Source organism: Bradyrhizobium sp. SSBR45G, from assembly GCF_030159255.1.
Classification (GTDB): Bacteria; Pseudomonadota; Alphaproteobacteria; order Rhizobiales; family Xanthobacteraceae; genus Bradyrhizobium.
The window spans coordinates 90,722-110,489 of sequence record NZ_BSCT01000011.1; the positions used below are offsets into that span (position 1 = coordinate 90,722).

General features: G+C 65.2%; 19 protein-coding genes. 7 read left to right on the top strand and 12 right to left on the bottom strand.

Features of this window, described 5'->3' with window-relative positions; all coding sequences use genetic code 11:
- Positions 1–68: 68 nt before the first annotated feature.
- The gene (locus QQL87_RS15765) at positions 69–860 is read right to left on the bottom strand and encodes a helix-turn-helix transcriptional regulator (protein ID WP_284419791.1); all 792 of its coding nucleotides are present in this window, start codon (positions 858–860) and stop codon (positions 69–71) included.
- Between the two features lie 176 nt (positions 861–1,036).
- On the opposite strand from QQL87_RS15765, the gene QQL87_RS15770 reads away from it, so the two are divergent.
- Positions 1,037–2,182: an ABC transporter substrate-binding protein gene (locus QQL87_RS15770; protein WP_284419790.1), complete on the top strand. Its 1,146-nt coding sequence runs from the start codon at positions 1,037–1,039 to the stop codon at positions 2,180–2,182.
- Between the two features lie 322 nt (positions 2,183–2,504).
- Here the strand turns inward: QQL87_RS15770 and QQL87_RS15775 are convergent, their stop codons facing one another.
- The 5 genes from QQL87_RS15775 to QQL87_RS15795 all read right to left on the bottom strand — a co-directional run bounded on the left by QQL87_RS15775 (position 2,505) and on the right by QQL87_RS15795 (position 7,354).
- Positions 2,505–4,139, bottom strand: a complete 1,635-nt coding sequence (locus QQL87_RS15775; protein ID WP_284419789.1) for a GMC family oxidoreductase — start codon at positions 4,137–4,139, stop codon at positions 2,505–2,507.
- Between the two features lie 62 nt (positions 4,140–4,201).
- Positions 4,202–4,795 carry a GNAT family N-acetyltransferase gene (locus QQL87_RS15780; RefSeq protein WP_284419788.1) on the bottom strand — a complete coding sequence of 198 codons (594 nt, stop codon included), beginning with the start codon at positions 4,793–4,795 and terminating at the stop codon, positions 4,202–4,204.
- A 186-nt stretch (positions 4,796–4,981) separates the two neighbouring features.
- A complete protein-coding gene (locus tag QQL87_RS15785; RefSeq protein ID WP_284419787.1) occupies positions 4,982–5,908 on the bottom strand; it encodes an SMP-30/gluconolactonase/LRE family protein in 927 nt (308 codons plus the stop codon).
- Positions 5,909–6,080: 172 nt separating this feature from the next.
- Entirely contained in the window at positions 6,081–6,920 is an 840-nt protein-coding gene (locus tag QQL87_RS15790) for an AraC family transcriptional regulator (RefSeq protein ID WP_284419786.1), read from the bottom strand.
- An 80-nt stretch (positions 6,921–7,000) separates the two neighbouring features.
- A complete protein-coding gene (locus QQL87_RS15795; RefSeq protein ID WP_284419887.1) occupies positions 7,001–7,354 on the bottom strand; it encodes a hypothetical protein in 354 nt (117 codons plus the stop codon).
- 135 nt (positions 7,355–7,489) lie between these two features.
- Between QQL87_RS15795 and QQL87_RS15800 the strand changes: the two genes are divergently transcribed.
- The gene (locus QQL87_RS15800; protein ID WP_284419785.1) at positions 7,490–7,762 is read left to right on the top strand and encodes a hypothetical protein; all 273 of its coding nucleotides are present in this window, start codon (positions 7,490–7,492) and stop codon (positions 7,760–7,762) included.
- 831 nt (positions 7,763–8,593) lie between these two features.
- Here the strand turns inward: QQL87_RS15800 and QQL87_RS15805 are convergent.
- Together QQL87_RS15805 and QQL87_RS15810 are read right to left on the bottom strand one after the other, a co-directional pair.
- Positions 8,594–9,028 carry a cupin domain-containing protein gene (locus QQL87_RS15805; RefSeq protein ID WP_284419784.1) on the bottom strand — a complete coding sequence of 145 codons (435 nt, stop codon included), beginning with the start codon at positions 9,026–9,028 and terminating at the stop codon, positions 8,594–8,596.
- Between the two features lie 353 nt (positions 9,029–9,381).
- Complete coding sequence (locus QQL87_RS15810) at positions 9,382–10,038, bottom strand: glutathione S-transferase family protein (RefSeq protein WP_284419783.1); 657 nt, start codon at positions 10,036–10,038, stop codon at positions 9,382–9,384.
- A gap of 193 nt (positions 10,039–10,231) precedes the next feature.
- Here QQL87_RS15810 and QQL87_RS15815 point away from each other — a divergent pair, with 193 nt between their 5' ends.
- Entirely contained in the window at positions 10,232–11,452 is a 1,221-nt protein-coding gene (locus tag QQL87_RS15815) for a polyhydroxyalkanoate depolymerase (protein WP_284419782.1), read from the top strand.
- Here QQL87_RS15815 and QQL87_RS15820 read toward each other — a convergent pair.
- Positions 11,442–12,491, bottom strand: coding sequence for an AraC family transcriptional regulator (locus tag QQL87_RS15820; RefSeq protein WP_284419781.1), 1,050 nt, complete (start codon positions 12,489–12,491; stop codon positions 11,442–11,444). The two genes, QQL87_RS15815 and QQL87_RS15820, sit on opposite strands and share 11 nt — an antisense overlap.
- A gap of 133 nt (positions 12,492–12,624) precedes the next feature.
- On the opposite strand from QQL87_RS15820, the gene QQL87_RS15825 reads away from it, so the two are divergent.
- From QQL87_RS15825 to QQL87_RS15835, 3 genes are all read left to right on the top strand, one after another.
- Entirely contained in the window at positions 12,625–13,074 is a 450-nt protein-coding gene (locus QQL87_RS15825; RefSeq protein ID WP_284419780.1) for a cupin domain-containing protein, read from the top strand.
- Between the two features lie 287 nt (positions 13,075–13,361).
- A complete protein-coding gene (locus QQL87_RS15830; RefSeq protein ID WP_284419779.1) occupies positions 13,362–14,849 on the top strand; it encodes a flavin-containing monooxygenase in 1,488 nt (495 codons plus the stop codon).
- A gap of 198 nt (positions 14,850–15,047) precedes the next feature.
- Complete coding sequence (locus QQL87_RS15835; RefSeq protein WP_284419778.1) at positions 15,048–15,842, top strand: extracellular solute-binding protein; 795 nt, start codon at positions 15,048–15,050, stop codon at positions 15,840–15,842.
- 92 nt (positions 15,843–15,934) lie between these two features.
- On the opposite strand, the gene QQL87_RS15840 is transcribed toward QQL87_RS15835, so the two are convergent.
- From QQL87_RS15840 to QQL87_RS15850, 3 genes are all read right to left on the bottom strand, one after another.
- Positions 15,935–16,732: a transporter substrate-binding domain-containing protein gene (locus QQL87_RS15840; RefSeq protein ID WP_284419777.1), complete on the bottom strand. Its 798-nt coding sequence runs from the start codon at positions 16,730–16,732 to the stop codon at positions 15,935–15,937.
- A gap of 165 nt (positions 16,733–16,897) precedes the next feature.
- Complete coding sequence (locus QQL87_RS15845) at positions 16,898–17,137, bottom strand: hypothetical protein (protein WP_284419776.1); 240 nt, start codon at positions 17,135–17,137, stop codon at positions 16,898–16,900.
- A gap of 145 nt (positions 17,138–17,282) precedes the next feature.
- Positions 17,283–18,200, bottom strand: a complete 918-nt coding sequence (locus QQL87_RS15850) for a cysteine rich repeat-containing protein (protein ID WP_284419775.1) — start codon at positions 18,198–18,200, stop codon at positions 17,283–17,285.
- Positions 18,201–18,543: 343 nt separating this feature from the next.
- Between QQL87_RS15850 and QQL87_RS15855 the strand changes: the two genes are divergently transcribed.
- The gene (locus tag QQL87_RS15855; RefSeq protein ID WP_284419774.1) at positions 18,544–19,761 is read left to right on the top strand and encodes an efflux RND transporter periplasmic adaptor subunit; all 1,218 of its coding nucleotides are present in this window, start codon (positions 18,544–18,546) and stop codon (positions 19,759–19,761) included.
- Positions 19,762–19,768: the final 7 nt, after the last annotated feature.

Below are 19,768 nucleotides of genomic sequence, written 5' to 3' on the forward strand. Positions count from 1 at the left end.
AGCGCAGCATAGGCCGGAGATGCCGAGACCGTCTGTCCCGGTGATGGGTGACAGACGGGATGCCGGCATCAGTTCAGCGGCTGCGGCGCCGTCATCAGCCGCAAGGCAATCGCGAAAAGCTCGTTCTGCGAGGCGATGCCGAGCTTCTCATAGGCGCGCTTGCGATAGGTGAACACGGAGTTCAAGGCAATGCCGAGATCGCCCGCGATCGCCTCCGAGCTGAAGCCTTCGAGGATGCGGCGGCAGACGTCCTTCTCGCGCGCGGTCAGCACCGACAGCGGGCCGCCGGCTGCGAACAGCACTGCGAGCTTGTCGGCCGGATCGATCGCCGCGCCACGCTCCTGGCCATGGCGCGCGACGATGGCGCCGATCAGCGGCGCCGCAGCCGTGATGCGCTGCCGCTCGTCCGGCGCAAAGCCGCCTTGAGCGGCCGTGCGATAGAAGTTCACATAGGTGCAGTGATCGCCGACCCAGATCGCGGTGGCCGCCTTGTCGACGATCGCCGAATCCTCGAAGAACAGCTTGCGATAGCCCTTCGGATACATGCGGCGCGCGAAGTTCGGCAGCAGGATGGGTCGCGCCTCCGCGCGCTGGCGGAAGATCATGTCCCGGTTCGGATCGGCGCTGTAAAAATGCTCCGAATAGGCGGCGCCGAGGTCAGGCCCGATCGCGATGTTGCCGGCGCTGAGCAGGCAGCGCGCCGAGCGCTGGCTTTCGAAGGTGAACACCATGCAATGGCCGACATCGGCGACCGTGCGTAACGTGTCGATCAGAACGTCGGGAAACGATGGCCGGCCGATAGCCAGCACCAAGGCGCTCACGGCGCCCGACGCATCGACACCGGGCCCGATGGCCGCCATGGTGGTCCTCCCCGGATGTTCTGTTTGTTCGAGCCTAGCAGCAACCCGCCCGGCCTGGAAGCGCCGCACGGCGTCACCAACCACGGGGACAGACGGGCGGCCGCGGCGCGGCTAACCTCCGCGGGTCGAAGTTCGGCCAGCCATGTGCCGGACACGCTGAATGGGGAGGAACCGCGATGAGAGCCGCGCTCACTGCGCTCGGGATGGCTGCCATGCTGGCGCTGGGCACGGCCGCCCAGGCCGACATCAAGGTCGGTATCGTGGTGTCGGCGACCGGGCCGGGCTCGGCGCTCGGGCAGCCGCAGATCAAGGCGGTCGCCGCGCTGCCGAAGGAGATCGGCGGCGAGAAGATCGTCTACATCGCGCTTGATGACGAATCCGACAGCGTCAAGGGGCTGCAGAATGCGCGACGCCTCGTCATCCAGGACGGCGTCGACGTCATCATCGGCTCGTCGCTGACGCCGGTGACCATGCCGATGCTCGACGTCGCGCTGGAAAGCCGGACGCCGCTGCTGTCGCTGGCGGCGTCGACCGCGATCGTGCAGCCGATGGACGACAAGCGCAAATGGGCGTTCAAGGTGGTGCCCAATGACGACATCATGGCCGCGGCGATGCTCAAATACATCTCCAAGACGGGCGTGAAGACGCTCGGCTTCATCGGCGTCTCCGACGGCTATGGCGAGGGCTACTATCAGGAGGTGACGAAGCTGGCGCCGAAACTTGGCATCACCGTCACCACCCACGAGGTCTATGCGCGCGGCGACACCAGCGTCACCGGCCAGGCGCTGAAGGTGATCGCGACCAATCCGGATGCGGTGTTCATCGCCTCGGCCGGCACGCCGGCGGTGCTGCCGCAGCAGGCGCTGCGCGAGCGCGGCTATGCCGGCAAGATCTTCCAGACTCATGGCGTGGCGACGCAGGAGTTCATCAAGCTCGGCAAGGAGAATGTCGAGGGCGCCATCTTCGCCGGCGAGGCCTTCTCGATCGCCGACGATCTCGCGCCCGAGGATCCATTCCGCCGCGCCAACGATGCCTTCGTGTCGGCCTACCAGGCCGCCAATGGCGACAAGCCGAACATTTTTGCCGCGCATCTCTGGGACACGGTGACGCTATTGAGAGGCGCGATCCCCGGCGCGCTGAAGGCGGCCAAGCCCGGCACGCCGGAGTTTCGCGCCGCGCTGCGCGACGAACTCGAGCGCGGCAAGGACGTCTATCTCAACAACGGCCTCTCCACCATGAGCCCGACCGACCACAACGGCTACGACGAGCGCTCGGCGTTTTTGATCAAGGTCGAGGGCGGGAGATTCCGGCTGGTGAAGTAGTCAGGCTCTTGATCGGAAGTGCAGCCGCTGTCTGCCACACCGGCGGTGAGCTCCCCTCCCCCTTGCGGGGAGGGGTCGGGGGTGGGGGTCCACGAATCCGACTTTCAATGATGTGCGATCGCGTGCGCGCGAGACATTCAACTCCTCGATGGACGACTCGATGCCCAAGCACCAAATCAAATCTGCCAAGCGCCGGTTTACAACTTAGGTCAGCGCCCGGAGACCCTCACCCCCGACCCCTCCCCGCAAGGGGGAGGGGAGCTCACCGTCAACGCGGCGGGAGCTCGACTCCAAAGGACTTAGTGTTGGGACGTCCCCCGCCCTACGCCGACAGGCTCTCCGCTACTGCCGCCTTGCCCAGGATCATATCTGCCGCCTTGTCGCCGATCATCAGCGTCGCCGCGTTGAGGTTCGCCGAGATCATGCGCGGCATGATCGAGGCGTCGGCGACGCGCAGGCCTTGCAGGCCGTGGACGCGGAGCTGATCGTCGACCGTGGCCCAGGTGGACTCCGCCGGGCCCATGCGGCATGAGCAGCCGGGGTGGAAGGTGGTCGTGGCGCGTTGGACCGCGGCGGCCAGCAACTCGTCGTCGCTGTTCACCTTGGGACCGGGGAAGTCCTCATAGGCATAGTATGGCGCGAGCGGGGCCGACGCCAGCAGGCGCCGCGCCAGCTTCATGCCGGCGACGATGACGCGGCGGTCGAGCTCGGCGGTGAGATAGTTGGTCTGGATCAGCGGCTGATCGAACGGATCAGCGGAGCGGATGCGGACATAGCCGCGGCTCTCCGGGCGCTGCTGCCACGAGGCCACCGTCATGCCCGGCTGGTCCTCGAGCTGGCCCTGCACGCCCTCCTTGTAGCTCGCCGGCGTGAAGGTGAGCTGCAGGTCGGAGCTCTCGGCGGTCTCGCCGGAATGCCAGAAGCAGTACACCATGGTCGGCGACAGCGACAGGATGCCCTTCCGTGTCACCGCCCATTTCAGCGCTTCGCCCCACAGATTGAGGCCGCGCGCGAGCTCGTTGATGGTCTTGATGTTCTTGACGCGCGCCACGGTGCGCGGCGCGTAATGGTCCTGCAGGCCCTCGCCGACGCTGGGCAGCGCGTGGCGCACCTCGATGCCGTGCTCCTGCAACAGCGCGGGCGCGCCGATGCCGGAGAGCTGCAGCAGCTGCGGCGAGTTGTAGGTGCCGCCCGACAGGATGACTTCCTTGCGCGCGCGCACCTCGACCGGCACGCCGCCGCGCCCGCCGCGATGATAACGCACGCCGACCGCGCGCTTGCCGTCGAACACGACACCGGTGGCATGCGCATGGGTGCGCACCTCGACGTTCGGCCGATTGGCGGCCGGGCGCAGGAACGCGGTCGCCGCCGAGACGCGGCGGCCCTTGTGGATGGTGCGCTGGGCGTAGGACACGCCCTCCTGGATCGCGCCATTGTAGTCGGGATTGCGCGGAATGCCGAGGCTGACTGCGCCCTCCATGAAGGCCTCGCACAGCGTGTCCTGCCACTCCATCGTCGTGACCTGCAGCTTGCCGTCGCGGCCGCGATACTGGTCGTCGCCGGCGCCGATCCGCTTCTCCATGCGCTTGAAGTGCGGCAGCACGTCGGAATAGCTCCAGCCGCGATTGCCCATCTGCGCCCAGGTGTCGAAATCCTGGTGCTGGCCGCGATTGTAGATGTGGCCATTGATCGAGGACGAGCCGCCGAGCGTCTTGCCGCGCGGCGCATAGATGCTGCGCCCATTGGTGTAGGGGCCCGGCTCCTGCTGGTATCCCCAGTTGATGCTCTTCATGTAGAAGGTCTTGATGAAGCCGGCCGGCATATGGATGTAGGGATGCCAGTCGCGCGGACCGGCCTCCAGCACGCAGACCGTGACCGAGGGATCCTCGCTGAGGCGGCTGGCGATCACGCAGCCGGCGGAGCCGGCGCCCACGATCACATAGTCGAAAATATCCATCTCGTCTGTCGTCCCGGTCTCATCATCCTGGCCGCTTCGCGCAGCAAGGGCCCATAGCGCGATCAGCGCGGCTTGTCATTCAATTGGTAGTCGAGATGCGCCCTCACGGTCGGCCATTCCGCCGCGGTGATGCTGTAGACGACGGTATCCCGCAGCGTGCCATTGGGCGCAATCTGGTGGCTGCGCAGAATGCCGTCCTGCTTGGCGCCGAGCCGCTCGATGGCGCGCCGGCTCTGGTGGTTGAAGAAATGGGTGCGGAATTCGACCGCGATGCAGTCCATCGCCTCGAAGGCGTGCGCCAGCAGCAGCCGCTTGCACTGGGTGTTGAGCGCGCTGCGCTGCACCCGCTTCGCATACCAGGTCGAGCCGATCTCGACGCGGCGGTTGGCGGCATCGACGTTCATGTAGGTGGTCATGCCGGCGACCTTGCCGTCGGCGTCGAGCACCGTGAACGGCAGCATGCTCCCCGCGGCGAGCAGGCCGAGCCTGCGCTCGATCTCCCTGGCCATGGTCTCGGGTTTCGGAACTGCCGTGTACCACAGGTTCCACAATTCGCCGTCGCGGACGGCCTCGACCAGCGCGTCGTGATGGTCCGGTGACAGCGGCGCAAGGCTGGCATGCGGGCCACTGAGGGTGACTGGTTCGAGAAAGGGCATCTGACACTCCTTCCCCTCATCCTGAGGAGCAGCGCGCAAGCGCTGCGTCTCGAAGGATGAGGCCGTAACCGGGGCCTCATGGTTCGAGACGCGCCTGCGGCGCTCCTCACCATGAGGAGCAATTGCGAGAACGGTCTACGTTGGTCGTTATCATCCGCGCCGCGTTATGACGATGCCCAGCTGTCCCTACTTGTTCAGAAAATTCAGCGGCAGGCCGGGCCGCGGCCAGTCCATGGCGACCAGCTCGCCCTTCCCCGACAGCGTGATGTAGGCCGTCTTCAGCTCGGGGCCGCCGAAGGCTATGTTCGTCGTGACGCGGTCGCCGGTCGGCACCTGCTCGACCAGCGTGCCATCCGGCGCGATGACGCTGATGCAGCCGGAGACCAGCGTCGCGACGCAGACATTGCCGTTGGCCTCCACCGCCAGCGAATCGAACATCTGGTAGCCGCCGAGGCCTGCAATGGGGCGGCCGCGCTCGCCACGATAGATCACCTCGCGCGGCTTCACCGTGCCCGGCTCGGAGAGATCATAGGCCCACAGGCGTGCGGTCGGCGTCTCCGCGATGTAGACGGTCTTTTCGTCAGGTGACAGGCCGATGCCGTTGGCCGGCAGGATGCCGTGGACGGCCTCGACGATCTCGCCCATGCCGGGCTTGAGGTAATAGAACGCGCCGACATCCATGTCGCGGGCGCGGCGCTTGCCGAGGTCGGAGAACCACAGGCCGCCGTGACGGTCGAACACGAGGTCGTTCGGCCCGCGCAGCGCATGCTCGCCGCAGCGCGTCACGACGGTCTCGACCGCGCCGCTCTGCAGATCGACGCGCTGGATCGAGCCGCCCTGATAATCCTCGGGCTGCGGCCCGGGCATGATCATCTTGCCGGCCGGAATCCAGGAGAAGCCGCCATTGTTGCAGATGTAGATCTTGCCGTCGGGCCCGAGGGCGGCGCCATTGGGACCACCGGGAATCTGCGCCACGATCTCCTTGCGGCCGTCGGGAAACACCCGCGTCAGGCGCTTGCCGCGGATCTCGACCAGCACCACCGAGCCGTCGGGCATCACCACCGGCCCTTCCGGAAATTCCAGATCGGTGGCGAGCACACGCATGTTGGACATCGGACGACCTCCCGCTTGTCACGCCGCACCGCAGCGGCTTGTTGTTATGCTTGAGGTTATCGCAAAGCCGGTACGGCTTGCCAAGCAAGCAGCCGACCGCGGCACCGCAGAGCAGCCCTGCTACGGCAGGCGCCTGCAGCGTCTCGACGCAAGTCGGTGCCGCGCGCGACGTTCAGCGGATCACCGGCAGCCAGATTTCCAAACCGCCATTGCCGGTCACCGGATCGAACCGCTGATCATAGCGCTCGAAGTTCGGCGCGTCGGCGACCGTGCAGCCCGACTGCGGCAGCCAGCGATTCCAGATCGTATGGACTGTGCGGCGGATCGACGAGATGTGGCCGGAGTGGGTGAACACCGCGAAGGTCGCCGCCGGAACCCGCACGCGGCTGAAGGTCCGCGGCAGGTCGGAAAAATCGGTCACCTCCACGCCCGCGATGTAGTCGAAATTGCCGGCATCGTCACCATTGCAGCACACGCCATAGGCCACCACGCCGCGACGCGCCGGAACCTCGTGCACGATCTCGTTGAAGCGCCGCCACAAGGCCGGGATGCCGGCGCCGTTGTCGACGCTGACGCGGTCGCCGAGTCCGGCGACGAGCAGCGGCTCCGACGTGACGAAGCGCGGGGCGGCGAGATCATCGAGCGGAGTCTGGTCCATGAGAATCGGCTCCTGCAGTGCGAGTCCTTCAAGGCGCGCAGCGGCGCGGACCGCTTCCGGCGTGACGCCGAACTGATCACGGAACGCCCGCGTGAACGCTTCGTGAGAGCCGTAGTCCGCCTCCAGCGCCAGACTGAGAATGTCCGGCGCACCGCCGGCCAGGGCACGCGCCGCCTCGCTGAGACGGCGCAGCCGGACATAGCGCATCACCGAGACGCCGGTCGCCGCGGCGAACGCGCGCACGATGTGGAAGCGCGATACGCCGGCGATCGCAGCGATGTCGTCGAGCGACAACGGCGCCGACAGATGGCTCTCGATATACCAGAGCGCCTTCTGTGCCGGGTTGGTGAACACGGACCTCTCCTGACGACGCCCAAGATCATGCGCATTTCGAGCCGCGCAAGCTTGATAATTATTGCTGTCTCTTCGCCCCCTTATTTGCTGGCGGGCTTCGCAGGCGTCGCGTCCTTCGGCGGCGCATCGGCCTTCTTCTTCAGCTCGTCGGCGAGCTTCGCCTGCGATGCCTTCAGCTCATCGATCGCGCCCTGCTGCGAGATCAAGGCGGCCTTCAGCGCCTGGATCTGCCGATTCGCGGCATCGAGCTTCTGCTGCTGATCGAGTGACTGCTTGGTCATCGTCTTCTGCAGGAAATCGATGTTGCTCTGCAGGCATGATGTCCGGCGGTCCATCGCCTTTTCTGCAGTGCAGATCTCGATGCCAGGAATATCCTGCGCACGGACAGAGCTCACACACATTGCGAGCACACTCACGGCAACGAATATTCTCATCACAATTTTCTCATTGGCTTGCCCAACACATGATTTTGCATGGAACTGACGGGGTTTCCTGATTGATACCATACTGAGACCTCAATCGCGCATTGAAGTTCCGGGCTGGGACCCGTTTTTAGGGAGATGGACAGAATGGCTACGCGCGAAAAACGGCTGGCGCAATTCGACGGCAGCGGTGAGCCGCCGCCCGGACAGACGGTCGAGGTGCTGTGCGAAGATCACAGCGGCACCTATCAGCTGCCGTTCCCCTGCTTCTATGTTGACGGCAAATGGCACAACAAGGAATCCGGCGGTGCGCTCGAAGCCACCGTCATCGGCTGGCGCTTCCCGCGCGCGCGCTATGACGAGCGCAGTGGACGCCGTCCGCAGCCGAGCTTCGTTGCCGATCGCGCTTCGTCTTATTGATCACACCGGGCCCTGGGTTCTGCTCAGGGCCGGTCTTGCCGCAGATTTCGTTTCGAACAAATTGATCACACGGCGGGACAGGCGACCGGCAGAATGCCGGCGACAACCCAAATACGGATCTGCCGGCACCAGCACGTCAGACCCCGATCGCCACAGAGACGAATCACCGGGACCACGAAAATCTCGCCGTCGCGAGCGTCGAGAGGAACGATTCGCTACGACGCGGGAATGATCGGTGCTGCACGGCGCGCGCCTCGATGATCGTCGCGGCGGCACAGCGGAGCCTCCGCAGGCATCGTTCACCACCGATGATGCGAGCAGGCCTGTTTCAGTTTGTGACGCCGCAAGCGAGGAGCTTAACCTTCGGAACGCGACTGGAACGAATCGCGCCCGAATCGGCGGCAGCGCCAGGTCCGACGCCTGTTCACGGCTAGATGTGAGCCTCTGGCGGCACGACCCACCAGATCGTGACGGCTCCTCGCGCAGCGGCGCAACGAACCGACATCAAAGCTTAATGGCGGCATCGCCGGCCGTGACTAGGCGCCTGCAGGCGGCAGAATCGTGGCCAGGGCCTCGTCGAGCGCCGACCCAGCAGCCGCCTGTTTCAAAACGCGACGCAGATCATGGACGCGCTTAATATTCGGAACGCGTCTGGAACGAATCGCGGCCGAATCAGCGGCGGCGCAAGGTCCGACGCCTGTTCACGGCTAGATCTCGGCTTCAATCGCCACGACCCACCAGATCATGTCGTCGCTATCACGCCGGGGCCCGTCCGCGGAGATGCAGCCGGGCCCCGGTGGTTAACAGATGCGTCGCGGGATTCGCTGCAGATCAGCTCCAGGGCGTCACCGGCGGCACATTGTCGGTGGCCGGCGGCATCTCGACGGTCTTGAAGTCCGCCGGGCTGACGATCTCCATATATTCCATGTCAGGGGAATAATCGTACAGGTAGTGCGTAATGCCAGGGCGCTGATGCACGACGTCGCCGGCCTTCACCAAGGTCGGCTTGTCCTCGTACATGAAGCGTGCCCAGCCCTTCATCATGATGACGATCTGGAAGTCGCAGTCATGCCGGTGCCAGCCGGTGCCGTCGACCGGCGGACAATCCGGGTTGGCCTTGACGAGATGGCAGATGACCTGGCCGCCGGTGGCGTCGGCGATGCCGAGATCGCGGTAGAGGAAGAAGTCACGCAAGCCACCGCCCTTGTAGTCGGTGTCTTCGGGCTTCACGTGCGAGAACTTGGTCACCACTGCATGCTGGTTCATGACGGCCTCCACCGGTTGATCGCGGCATCGGCAACCCTTGCGGCCCATCGATCGGCCACGCTGGCCACCACGCCCGAAAGCCCATTGTGCTATGCGAAAACCGCGCCATGCCCTGCTCGCAGCGCAAGCATTGCCGGATCGAGCGCCCGGCGCCGATCCGAACTGATTGTTAACAACAGGCTTTTGCTGACGCGATGCATGCGCTCGCAAGATGGCCAAGCGTCCTGCCATGTGCGCCGGATGCGCCCATTCGGCTTCAAATTGGGCAGCATCTGCCCGAGCGATGAGCCGCTTCACGCTCCTTCGGCGACATCGAACGCGGCCATCGGCGCCAGCCGCGGGCCGCGTGACGGCTAGTACTCGACCTCGAGCTCCTCGATCTCCTCGGGCTCGGCCCTGGCCGCCTCGATCCATTGGTGGATTTCCGGCATCGCCATGATCAGGTCGGCATAGGCCTTGAGCTGCGGCTCGAGCTTCACGTCATAGGTCACGAAGCGCGTCACGACAGGCGCATACATGGCGTCCGCCATGCCGCGCTGCTGGCCGAACAAAAACGGGCCGCCCGACTTGTCCAGGCAGTCGCGCCAGATCGCCCAGATGCGGTCGATGTCGGCCTGCGCCCGGGTCCAGACCTTGAATCCTGGGAAATGGCCTTTGAGATTGACCGGCAGCGAGGCCCGCAACGTGGTGAAGCCGGAATGGATTTCGCCTGAAATCGAGCGGCAATGCGCACGCTGGATGCGGTCGGGCGGCAGCAGACCGGCATCAGGAAACACCTCGTTGAGATACTCCCCGATCGCCAGCGTATCCCAGATCGTGGCGCCCTCGTGCCGCAGGCACGGTACCAGGATCGAGGACGACAGCAGCAGGATCTCGGCACGCGCCGACGCGTCGTCCGGACCGACGACCACCTCGTCGAAATCGAGCCCGGCAAACTTGGCGAGCAGCCAGCCGCGCAGCGACCATGACGAGTAATTCTTGCTGCTGATCGTCAACGTCGCTTTGGCCATGTCGCCCTGCCCTCTTGTCGTTTGTCGTTCGGCCGCCATCCGTGCCGGCGTCCCTTACCGGCTCAGGATCAGCTCCGGAGCCGGATACTCCAGTGATTTCACGCAGCAAGCGACATGCCAGTTTTTGAGGCAAGACTCTCCGCCTCTGGCTCCGATATTGCATATGTCAAGTTAGAGTGACGGACGGGACCACATGGCGCTGCTGTACCAAACCTACCAGAATCACATGGACCTGACCGAGCCGTGGCGCCAGGGCGCAGCGGCGGCGCTCCGCTATCTCAATCTGATCCCATCGGGTCTCTCCAGCCGCGCCATGCGCCGGCTGTCGGCGGCGCTCGAGCTGATCTCGCGCTCGGCGCTGACCTATGCCCGCCCGGCCTATGGCATCGACAGCGTGATGGTCGGCAATCGCGAGATCGCGGTCACCGAGGAGGTCACGTTCAAGACGCCGTTCGGCTCGCTGCTGCATTTCAAGAAGGATGGCGCGCCGGATCAGCCCAAGGTGTTGCTGGTTGCGCCGATGTCCGGCCACTTCGCCACGCTGCTGCGCGGCACGGTGAAGACGCTGCTGCAGGACCACGACGTCTACATCACCGACTGGCACAATCCGCGCGACATTCCGCGCAATCATGGCCGCTTCGGACTGGAAGATTACACCGATCATCTGATCACCTTCCTCAGCCAGCTCGGGCCGCGGCCGCACATGGTCGCGATCTGCCAGCCGTCGGTCTCGGCGCTGGCGGCAACCGCCGTGATGTGCGAGGGCAACCACCCGTCACGGCCGGCGACCTTGACCCTGATGGCGGGGCCGATCGATACGCGGGTCCAGCCGACCAAGGTCAACGATTTCGCCAAGAGCAAGCCGATCGACTGGTTCGAGAACAACCTGATCCACTACGTGCCCTTCCAATGCGGCGGCGCGTTCCGCAAGGTGTATCCGGGCTTCGTGCAGCTGACAGCCTTCGTGTCGATGAACCTCGAACGCCACGTCAAGCAGCACATGGATCTCGCCGACCATCTCGCCAAGGGCGAGATCGAGAAGGCCGAAACCATCAAGACCTTCTACGACGAATATTTCGCCGTGATGGATCTGCCGGCGGAGTTCTACATCGAGACCGTCCGTGACGTCTTCCAGGAGCATCTGCTGCCGCAGGGCAAGCTCATGCATCGCGGCAATCCGGTCGATCCCAAGGCTGTCAGGCGCATCGGCCTGATGACCGTCGAAGGCGAGCGCGACGACATCTGCTCGATCGGCCAGACGCTGTCGGCACAGGACATCTGCACCAATGTGCGCGCCTATCGCCGCGTGCATCACATGCAGGCCGGCGTCGGTCACTACGGCGTGTTCAGCGGCAAGAAGTGGAATAACGAAATCTATCCGCTGCTGCGCGACTTCGTGCACGTCAATTCGTGAGCCGGCCGTGGCCGCGCTGCACGCGTTGCAAGGTCGCTGACGGCGTCTCGCCGAACTTGCCGCGATAGGCGCCCGCCATTCGACCGAGATGGCTAAAGCCGAGCTCGAAGGCGAGATCGATGATCCGCGCCTCCGGCGCGGCCGTCATCAGCTGCGCATTCAGCCGGGCCAGCCGGATGTCGAGCAGCATGTCGGAGATCGACATGCCGAAATGCCGGCGGAAGCCGGCCTGCAGCGCACGGATGCCAACCCCGGCGGCGGCGGCAAGCTGCGCCAAATCGAGCGGTTCGGCAGCCTGTGCGGCGAGACGATCGCGGGCGCTGCGCACGGCCTGCGGCAGCGCCTCGCTCCGGCCGGAATAGAGCCTGATCGCCTCCGACAAACCATCGCTCGGCTGCTCGAACAGGATGTCCAGCAGGGTTTCGCGCCAGTTTGCAGCCGCAATGGATGAGAGACGGCGCCCGCCGCCGAGACGTTCGGCAAGGCCCGTGAGCTCGAGCATGTGAGCCCGGAGCCGCGCGCCATGCTGCCCCGACAGCACGACCGCGGGATCAAACTCGATCGGCTGCACCGTTCGACCGGACAACGCCGCGGCGCGCTGCTCGACCAGGCGTCGGTCGAGCAGCAGGATGAGCTGTGCGCAATCGTGCCACACCATGCGCGTCGGCCTCGTCGGCGACAACAAGGAGGCCGCGCCATCCGGAGCGGTTGCGACCTCCCGTCCGCAGGTCTGGACGCTGGCTGTTCCTGCGAAGGGAAGCTGAACGAGGAAGAAGCGATCGAGGCAGCCGGGATCAATGGTGACCACGCCACCATAGGCGACGTAGTTGATCGAGAAGCCGTCGAATGCCGCACAATTATGCAATGCGAGGAAATCCCGCGCAGTATCTGCCTTCGGCTGCAGCCCGTGCGGACAGAAGATGCGGCCTATTTGTTCAGCCGCCTCATCGACATCGTGCGTTGCAACACGGCAAAAGGCCGAGAGCCGCGGCGATGCGGCCTCTTTCCAACTACGACCAGCGGCTGCACCTGCAGTCATGGCTCACATCGTCCGTCGAAATCATTTGAAACCTATAATAATTAGCATCTGGCGTCGAGGGATTCGTTTTCCGGATAGACTCGGCGCCGCGGCGGCTCGATCCTCACCTGCGTGTGCAGCAAGGAGATCCGCCATGACCACACTCGAAAAAGGCATCACGCCCGCCGGCACCGGCTATGCCGGCAAGACCTGGAACATCCTCGGTCAGCTCTACTTCCCCAAAGCCGTCACCGACTCCACCTTCGCGTTCGAGACCAACAGCGAGCCCGGGCAGTTCGTGCCGGTGCACATCCATCCCACCCAGGACGAGTTCATCCTGGTGCAGGAGGGCGTGCTCGACCTCAAGCTCGACGGCGTCTGGGTCAAGGCGCAGGCCGGCGATCTCGTGCGGTTGCCGCGCGGCATTCCGCACGGCTACTTCAACAAATCCGACAAGCCGGCGCGTGCGCTGTTCTGGGTGTCGCCAATGCAGAAGCTGGAAGCGCTGTTCAACATGCTCGACAATCTCGCCGATCCAGCCGAGATCGTGCGGATCTCGGCGCAGCATGAGGTCGACTTCCTGCCGCCCGAAGCCAATGACTGATCGGCGGCACCGTCCGCCGTCGGGCGCACCTCTCATCGCTGCAGTGCGGCGCGCGATGAGCGCGATCAGTTCTGAACGCCCTGCAGCATGAGCAGGTGCATCCCCTGAACGGCTTCTGCTCGGCGGGGCCATCCTCGCCATGATGTGACACTGGCCGCTCCGCCGGCGTCGCATGCTTCGGTCGCGCCGGGCGACCTTCCTCATCGTCAATTTCTTCAGCGAGCTCCAGCAGCGCGGCCGGCGACGGCTGTCCGGACGCGGCTGCGCGCTCGACAACAGGAGGTCCCATGATCACTCGAAAGAACGTCTGCGTGATCGGTGCCGGCGTATCCGGCCTCGCCGCCGCCAAGGCATTCACGGCGCGCGGCCACAACGTCACCATCGTCGAACGCAGCGCCGATCTCGGCGGCGTCTGGGAGCCGGCGCGCTCCTATCCCGACGTGCAGACCCAAAGCCCGAAGGAGCTCTATCGCTACACCGACAAGGCGATGCCCGACAGCTATCCGGAATGGCCGAAGGGGCCGCAGGTCTACGCCTACCTGGCGGACTACGCGAGAAGCCACGACCTCACGCGGCTGATGCGGCTCAACACCACCGTTCTGTCGATGCAGCGGCGCGCGGACGGCAGGCCCGGCTGGACGCTCGATCTCAAGACCGGGGATCTCGCGAGCCGCGAGGAGTTCGATTTCGTGGCCGTGTGCACCGGACAGTTCAACGAGCCGCAGACGCTCTCTCTTCCAGGCGAGGATCAGTTCAAGGCCGCCGGCGGCGAGATCATGCACTCGTCCAAATACAACGACGCCGGCATCGCTCGGGGGCGCAACGTCGTCGTGCTCGGCGGCTCGAAATCGGCGACCGACATCGCGGTCAACGCTGTCCGCGCGGGCGCGCGCTCGGTGACGATCGTGTTTCGCGAGCCGGTGTGGCGCATCCCCTACTTCATCGGCGGCCTGATCAACTTCAAGCACATCCTCTACATCCGCGCCCAGGAGCAGATGTTCGCGAGCTGGGGGATCGGCCCGCTCTCGCGCCTCGCGCATGTTCTGGCCAAGCCGCTGGTTTGGGCGAACTGGCGCGGCCTCGAAAGCCTGCTCAAGGCGCAGCTCAAGCTCGCCAAATGCAAAATGGTGCCGAAGGAGCGGATCGAGGACGGCGTCAACTGCTCGGTGCCGATCGCGACGCCCGACTTCTTCCCGATGGTCGCCGATGGCCGCATCAAGGCGGTGCTCGGCACCTTCGATCACTACGAGCCGAACACGATCGTGGCAAAAGGCGGCGAGCGAATTGCGGCCGATGTCGCGGTGCTGGCGATCGGCTACAAGCTCGGCGTTCCCTTCCTGTCGGAGGCTGACCGCACCAAGCTGGTGGATCCCGACGGGCAATACCGGCTGTACCGGCTGATCGCCAGTCCCGACCTGCCCGACATGGGGTTTGTCGGTTTCAACTCCAGCTTCTGCACCGTGCTCTGCGCCGACATGGCCGCGCATTGGCTGGTCCGTTACGCCGACAAGCAATTGGCGCAGCAGCCGAGCGAGCGCGAGATGCGCGACAACATCGAGATGATGCTCCACTTCAAGCGGGTCGAACGTCCGGCAGCGGGAGTCTATGGCGGACTATGCGTCGCCCCCTATCACTTCAAGCATTTTGACGAGCTGCTGGCCGATATCGGCGCAACGCGAACGAAGCGAAACCCGCTGGCCGAGATGTTCACACCGCCCGATGCCGACGCCTATGGCGACTTCCTGGCGTCGGCGCCGGCCTATCAGGCCGGCTGAGCTGCGGGGGCCGCGATTGCGGTTCGCCGCATTGCAAACACGGCAGCGCCGCAAGCGAGGCTGCCGGCATCGCGATCGCCAACTCTGCATTGACCCGCATCCGGCTCTCGTGCCGGATGCGTGACTGGGCCCAGGCTGGCCTTCGCGGCGCGGCCGGGCTATCCAGGCGCTCTCCAGCCGTCTGCCCCGGAGCCTGCCATGACCTTCCCGATCCGCCTCCGTACCCTCGGCCTCGCCGTCTCGGCCGCCCTTGTCCTGTCCACAGCGGCCCAGGCCGCAGAGATCAACGTGATGATCTCCGGCGGCATGACCGCTGCGTTCAAATCCCTGGTACCGGAGTTCGAGCGGCGCTCTGGCCACAAGGTCACGATTGCCTACGGCCCCTCGATGGGAACGACGACGAATGCGATTCCGATGCGGCTCGAGCGCGGCGAGCCGGCCGACGTCCTGATCATGGTCGGCTATGCGCTGAGTGATCTCACCACCAAGGGCAAGGTGATGCCCGACAGCCATGTCGATCTTGCCAATTCCCCGATCGGCGTCGCCGTGAAATCGGGGACGCCGCATCCCGACATCTCGAACGCCGACGCCGTCAAGCGCATGCTGATCGCCGCCAAGACCATCGCCTATTCGGACAGTGCCAGCGGCGTGTATGTCTCGACCGAGATGTTCGACAAGCTCGGCATCAAGGAGGAGATGAAGGGCAAGGCGCGGATGATCCCGGCCACGCCGGTCGGCGAGATCGTGGCGCAGGGCGAAGCGGAGATCGGCTTCCAGCAGATCAGCGAGCTGAAGCCGGTGCATGGCATCGACATCGTCGGAGCGCTGCCGGCCGGGCTGCAGAAGATCACCGTGTTCTCCGCCGGCATCGCAACGGCTGCGAAGGAGCCGGAGGCCGGCAAGGCGCTGATCAAGTTCCTAACATCACCGGATGCGCGCAAGACGATCGTGGAGAGCGGGCTCGAGCCGATCGTGAAGAAGTCGCCGAACTGATCCGATCGGATCGAAACCAAAACGACGATCTCTCCCCGGCTCTCGGCCTGGGGAGAGTGCCATGAACGCCGTTGCCGGCCAGGCGGAAGCGCTCACTGGGTGAACAACGTCGACTCGCTCAGATTATTGGCGCCATAGGCCTTCTTGAGGAGGCCGTTCGTCTTCGCCTCGGTCATGAACTTGGTGACGAAGGCCAGCGCCTGCGGGCGCTTCTGCGGCACCGCCACCGCCGTGTCGGTCTTCTTGAAGGTCTCGCTCAGCACCTTGGTGCCGGGGATCTGCTTGGCCAGCAGGGTCAATTGATCACGCGCGAGCGCCAGCGCATCGATCTCGCCCGCGCTCAAGAGCGCATAGACTTCCTCATAGGATTTGAAGCCGGTAACGGTCGCCTTCTTGAGGTAGGCCTTTGCGCCCCGCAGCACGGTCGTGTCGTTGATGGCCGCGATCTCGTGTCCGGCCTGGTCGAGTGATGCGATGTTGGCGACGTCGAGACCGGCGCGGATGATGAACGTCGTTTCGACCGAGTCGTACACGGGACCGAACGAGACCTTGGTCTCGCGATCGGCGTCCTTCGGCATGAACGCCACATCCCAGGTGCCCTTGCCGGCCTCATCCGTGATCGCGTTGGAGTTCGGATGTTCGACGAACTCGACGGGGACACCGACCTGGGCGGCCATGGCTTTGCCGAGCTCAACAGGAACGCCCGAGAACCCGCTGTCGGACTTGACGCACCAGAACGCACCACCGGCCGGGCCAACCGCAATGGCGACCCGGAGCTTGCCCGTTGGCGCGATTTCTTCCTTCAAGCCGGCCGCGGATGCAGTGTTGCCGACAACCGTGACTACCGCAGCTGCCAGGGCTGCACCACGCAGCCAGCGCCAGAACGCCATGGCCCTCTCCCATCAAATTGCAAGTTGGATACAAATCGCACCTTGCCGGGAGCACCGTTAAATACAGCTTACCTTGCCTGCGCAAAGCGGAATGCGACGCGCAAAACTTACGCGTCGCAATTACCATTTCGAATAACTCGATACCGAAAACCGATTAAGCTCGCCTTAAACGCAGCGCCGGACCCAGACACCATTGACCAGAACGGTCCGGCACGCCGCGGTCGCGGCAGCCACCGGCGGCCTGCGCACGACGACGGCGCCGGCCGCGCCGGCACAGCCGGCGCGGACGACACCGCGCGCGCAGACCACGGCGTTGGCGTCGGATACCGCGATGAACGGCATCAGAGCGAGGCCGAACAGCCCGCACAAGGTCGAGATAATCATACGTGAGAAAATGCTGCGCATATCGAACTCCCGATGGTGATCATTGATTAGTGAAATATCCACCCTGTCTGAAATTTGCCGCGGTCCCCGCGGCCTGACAACTGTGACAATTTGGGTGGATCGAAAGTTGAGCGCCGACGTGAAGCGATCGATGAGGGCCGCGTCACTAGTTCGCGGCAAACGAGGCGAGCATGCTCTTGCAGGCCGTGGACAGTGAGCCGGCATTGGCGGCGAGGCATTGCGCAACCCGGCCGCCGCCCGGCTCGACGCTGCTGCAGAACGCACGCGCATCGGGCCCGCAGGCGGCCCTGACGATGCGCAACTCCTCCAGGGGCCGCAGCGGACGCAGCACCATGGCGGGAGCGGCCGGAGGACTCGCGGCCGCTGTCGCCGGCACGGCAGCCGTCGTTGCGGGGGTCGATGGCGCGGCGGCCACAGCCGCGCCGTCACCGCTCGCAGCCGCGATCGCCTTGGCGCAGGATGCAGACACCTTCGTCTTGTTCTGCTCCAGGCATTGCAGCGCCGCCGCGCCGCCCGGCGGCACACTGCTGCACACCTTGCGATAGTCGGAGCCGCACGCGCTCCGGATCGCGGCCACCTCCGCTTCGCTCGGCTTGGCGGCCGGCTTTGCCGCGGACGATGCCGGCGGCTTCACCGGCTCAGTCTTGGCGGCGGCCTGCGGCGGCGCAGCAGGCGCCACCGGCTGCGCTGCAGCCTTCGGCGCCTCGACGGCGGGCTTGGGGGCCTCGGCGGCTGCCGGCGGAGCGGGCGCTGCCGGCGGCTTGGCGGCGACCGCCGGCGCGGAAGCCGGCTTGGTCTCAGCCGCGGGCTTTGGGTCCGCCGCAGGCTCGAGCGCCCTCACCGCCGTCTGACAGGACGACGAGAGGCTCGCCATGTTCTTCTGCAGGCACTGGAACGCCGGTGCACCGCCCGGTGGGACGCTCGAACATTTCGACATGTAGTCCGACCGGCAGGCCGACTTGATCGCATTGCGCTGCGCATCGGTCTGCGCCGGCGCCTGCGTTGCGGCGAAGCCGGTCCCGGCAGCCACGAGCAAAAGAGTGCGTAGGTAGCGATTGATCATGGTCGATCCTCAATGATGTTGAATCTCAATCTGTTGTCGCCACGCAGCAAGCCGCGGCGACCGACAAGGGCTTGTCAGTATAAGCGCGAACGATTCAGCGCTCCTGGTCGAGCAAAGCTCATCCAGCAGCGCCTGCGCAGAAATGTCGCGCAGGCTGCGACGCCGGCCCTCGCCTGGCAAGTGGGAATTTTTGGGTGCATCTGCGTAAACCGCAGATTTCTTCATGCCGAACCGGCGCATTCGTGTTCCTCCGCCGCACGATTGTTGTTATTGAGATGCCGTCGTTTTTGTTTGTTGTTCGCTACTGTCATTGTCCCGGTAGTCATTGCATACGGAAAGCGGAATGGTGCCGACCTGCTCACCCCGACAGCCGCGCTCGGGATCCTTGCCGTCGACGTCGTGCTCTGCCCCCTCACGGCGGCACGGATCCGCAGCAATACTCGCCGGGACCACGGCTGTTCTGCTCGCGAGCTGCGAACAGAACAGCTACCAGCCACCGCCTCCACCGAAGGTCGAGGTCGTCCAGCCGCTGCAGCGCGCGGTGACGCGCTATCTGGAAGCCACCGGCAATACCGCGCCGGTGAAGAGCGTCGATCTCGTGGCGCGTGTGCAGGGCTTCCTGCAGTCGATCGACTACAAGGACGGTGACACGGTCAAGGAAGGCGCGACCCTGTTCACAATCGAGCCCGAGACCTATCGGCTGAAGCTCGAGCAGGCGCAGGCCGCCGAGACCGGCGCTCAGGCCTCGTTGAAGCAGGCCGAGGCCGACTACAAGCGGCAGTCCGACCTGGTCGCGCGCCAGGCCGCCTCGCAGGTCGCGCTCGACAATGCGGGCACGACCCGCGACAACGCCCAGGCCAATCTGCAGCAGGCGCAGGTCAACACCAGGATCGCCAAGGTCAACTACGGCTACACCAAAGTCACGGCGCCGTTCGACGGCGTGGTCAGCGCCCACCAGGTCTCGGTCGGCGAACTCGTCGGCGTGGCGTCGCCGACCCAGCTCGCGATGATCGTGGCGCTCGATCCGGTCTACGTCAATTTCACCGTCAACGAGCAGGACGTGCTGCGCATCCGCGCCGAGGCGCGGCGGCGCGGCATGACGTCGTCCGACCTCAAGCAGTTTCCGATCGAGATCGGACTGCAGACCGAGGAGGGCTATCCGCATCAGGGCAAGCTCGACTACGCCGCGCCGACCGTCAACGCGTCGACTGGCACGCTCGCCGTACGCGGGCTCGTGCCGAACAGTGATCATATGCTGCTGCCCGGCTATTTCGCGCGCATCCGCATACCCGTTGACCGCACGGAAGCCGCACTGCTGTTGCCGGACACCGCGCTCGGCAGCGACCAGAGCGGGCGCTACGTGCTGGTTGTCGGCGGCGACAATTTGGTCGAGCAGCGCAAGGTCAAGGTCGGGCCGATCGACGGTGGCCTGCGCGTGATCGACGGCGGCCTGAAAGCGGATGATCGTGTCGTCGTGGCGGGCCTGCTGCGCGCCATCCCCGGGCAGAAGGTCGATCCGCAGCTCAAGACGATCGAGCCGCCAGCGTCCGCCAGCAAATAGGAGCGGA

Excerpts from the sequence above, each read along its gene's own strand:
- QQL87_RS15825 (WP_284419780.1), top strand. The coding sequence starts at position 12,625 with ATGACCACACTCGAAAAAGGCATCACGCCCGCCGGCACCGGCTATGCC.
- QQL87_RS15785 (WP_284419787.1), bottom strand. The coding sequence starts at position 5,908 with ATGTCCAACATGCGTGTGCTCGCCACCGATCTGGAATTTCCGGAAGGG.
- QQL87_RS15815 (WP_284419782.1), top strand. The coding sequence starts at position 10,232 with ATGGCGCTGCTGTACCAAACCTACCAGAATCACATGGACCTGACCGAG.
- QQL87_RS15765 (WP_284419791.1), bottom strand. The coding sequence starts at position 860 with ATGGCGGCCATCGGGCCCGGTGTCGATGCGTCGGGCGCCGTGAGCGCC.
- QQL87_RS15795 (WP_284419887.1), bottom strand. The coding sequence starts at position 7,354 with ATGAGAATATTCGTTGCCGTGAGTGTGCTCGCAATGTGTGTGAGCTCT.
- QQL87_RS15820 (WP_284419781.1), bottom strand. The coding sequence starts at position 12,491 with ATGACTGCAGGTGCAGCCGCTGGTCGTAGTTGGAAAGAGGCCGCATCG.
- QQL87_RS15775 (WP_284419789.1), bottom strand. The coding sequence starts at position 4,139 with ATGGATATTTTCGACTATGTGATCGTGGGCGCCGGCTCCGCCGGCTGC.
- QQL87_RS15770 (WP_284419790.1), top strand. The coding sequence starts at position 1,037 with ATGAGAGCCGCGCTCACTGCGCTCGGGATGGCTGCCATGCTGGCGCTG.
- QQL87_RS15835 (WP_284419778.1), top strand. The coding sequence starts at position 15,048 with ATGACCTTCCCGATCCGCCTCCGTACCCTCGGCCTCGCCGTCTCGGCC.
- QQL87_RS15780 (WP_284419788.1), bottom strand. The coding sequence starts at position 4,795 with ATGCCCTTTCTCGAACCAGTCACCCTCAGTGGCCCGCATGCCAGCCTT.
- QQL87_RS15800 (WP_284419785.1), top strand. The coding sequence starts at position 7,490 with ATGGCTACGCGCGAAAAACGGCTGGCGCAATTCGACGGCAGCGGTGAG.
- QQL87_RS15830 (WP_284419779.1), top strand. The coding sequence starts at position 13,362 with ATGATCACTCGAAAGAACGTCTGCGTGATCGGTGCCGGCGTATCCGGC.
- QQL87_RS15855 (WP_284419774.1), top strand. The coding sequence starts at position 18,544 with ATGGTGCCGACCTGCTCACCCCGACAGCCGCGCTCGGGATCCTTGCCG.
- QQL87_RS15845 (WP_284419776.1), bottom strand. The coding sequence starts at position 17,137 with ATGCGCAGCATTTTCTCACGTATGATTATCTCGACCTTGTGCGGGCTG.
- QQL87_RS15805 (WP_284419784.1), bottom strand. The coding sequence starts at position 9,028 with ATGAACCAGCATGCAGTGGTGACCAAGTTCTCGCACGTGAAGCCCGAA.
- QQL87_RS15840 (WP_284419777.1), bottom strand. The coding sequence starts at position 16,732 with ATGGCGTTCTGGCGCTGGCTGCGTGGTGCAGCCCTGGCAGCTGCGGTA.
- QQL87_RS15810 (WP_284419783.1), bottom strand. The coding sequence starts at position 10,038 with ATGGCCAAAGCGACGTTGACGATCAGCAGCAAGAATTACTCGTCATGG.
- QQL87_RS15850 (WP_284419775.1), bottom strand. The coding sequence starts at position 18,200 with ATGATCAATCGCTACCTACGCACTCTTTTGCTCGTGGCTGCCGGGACC.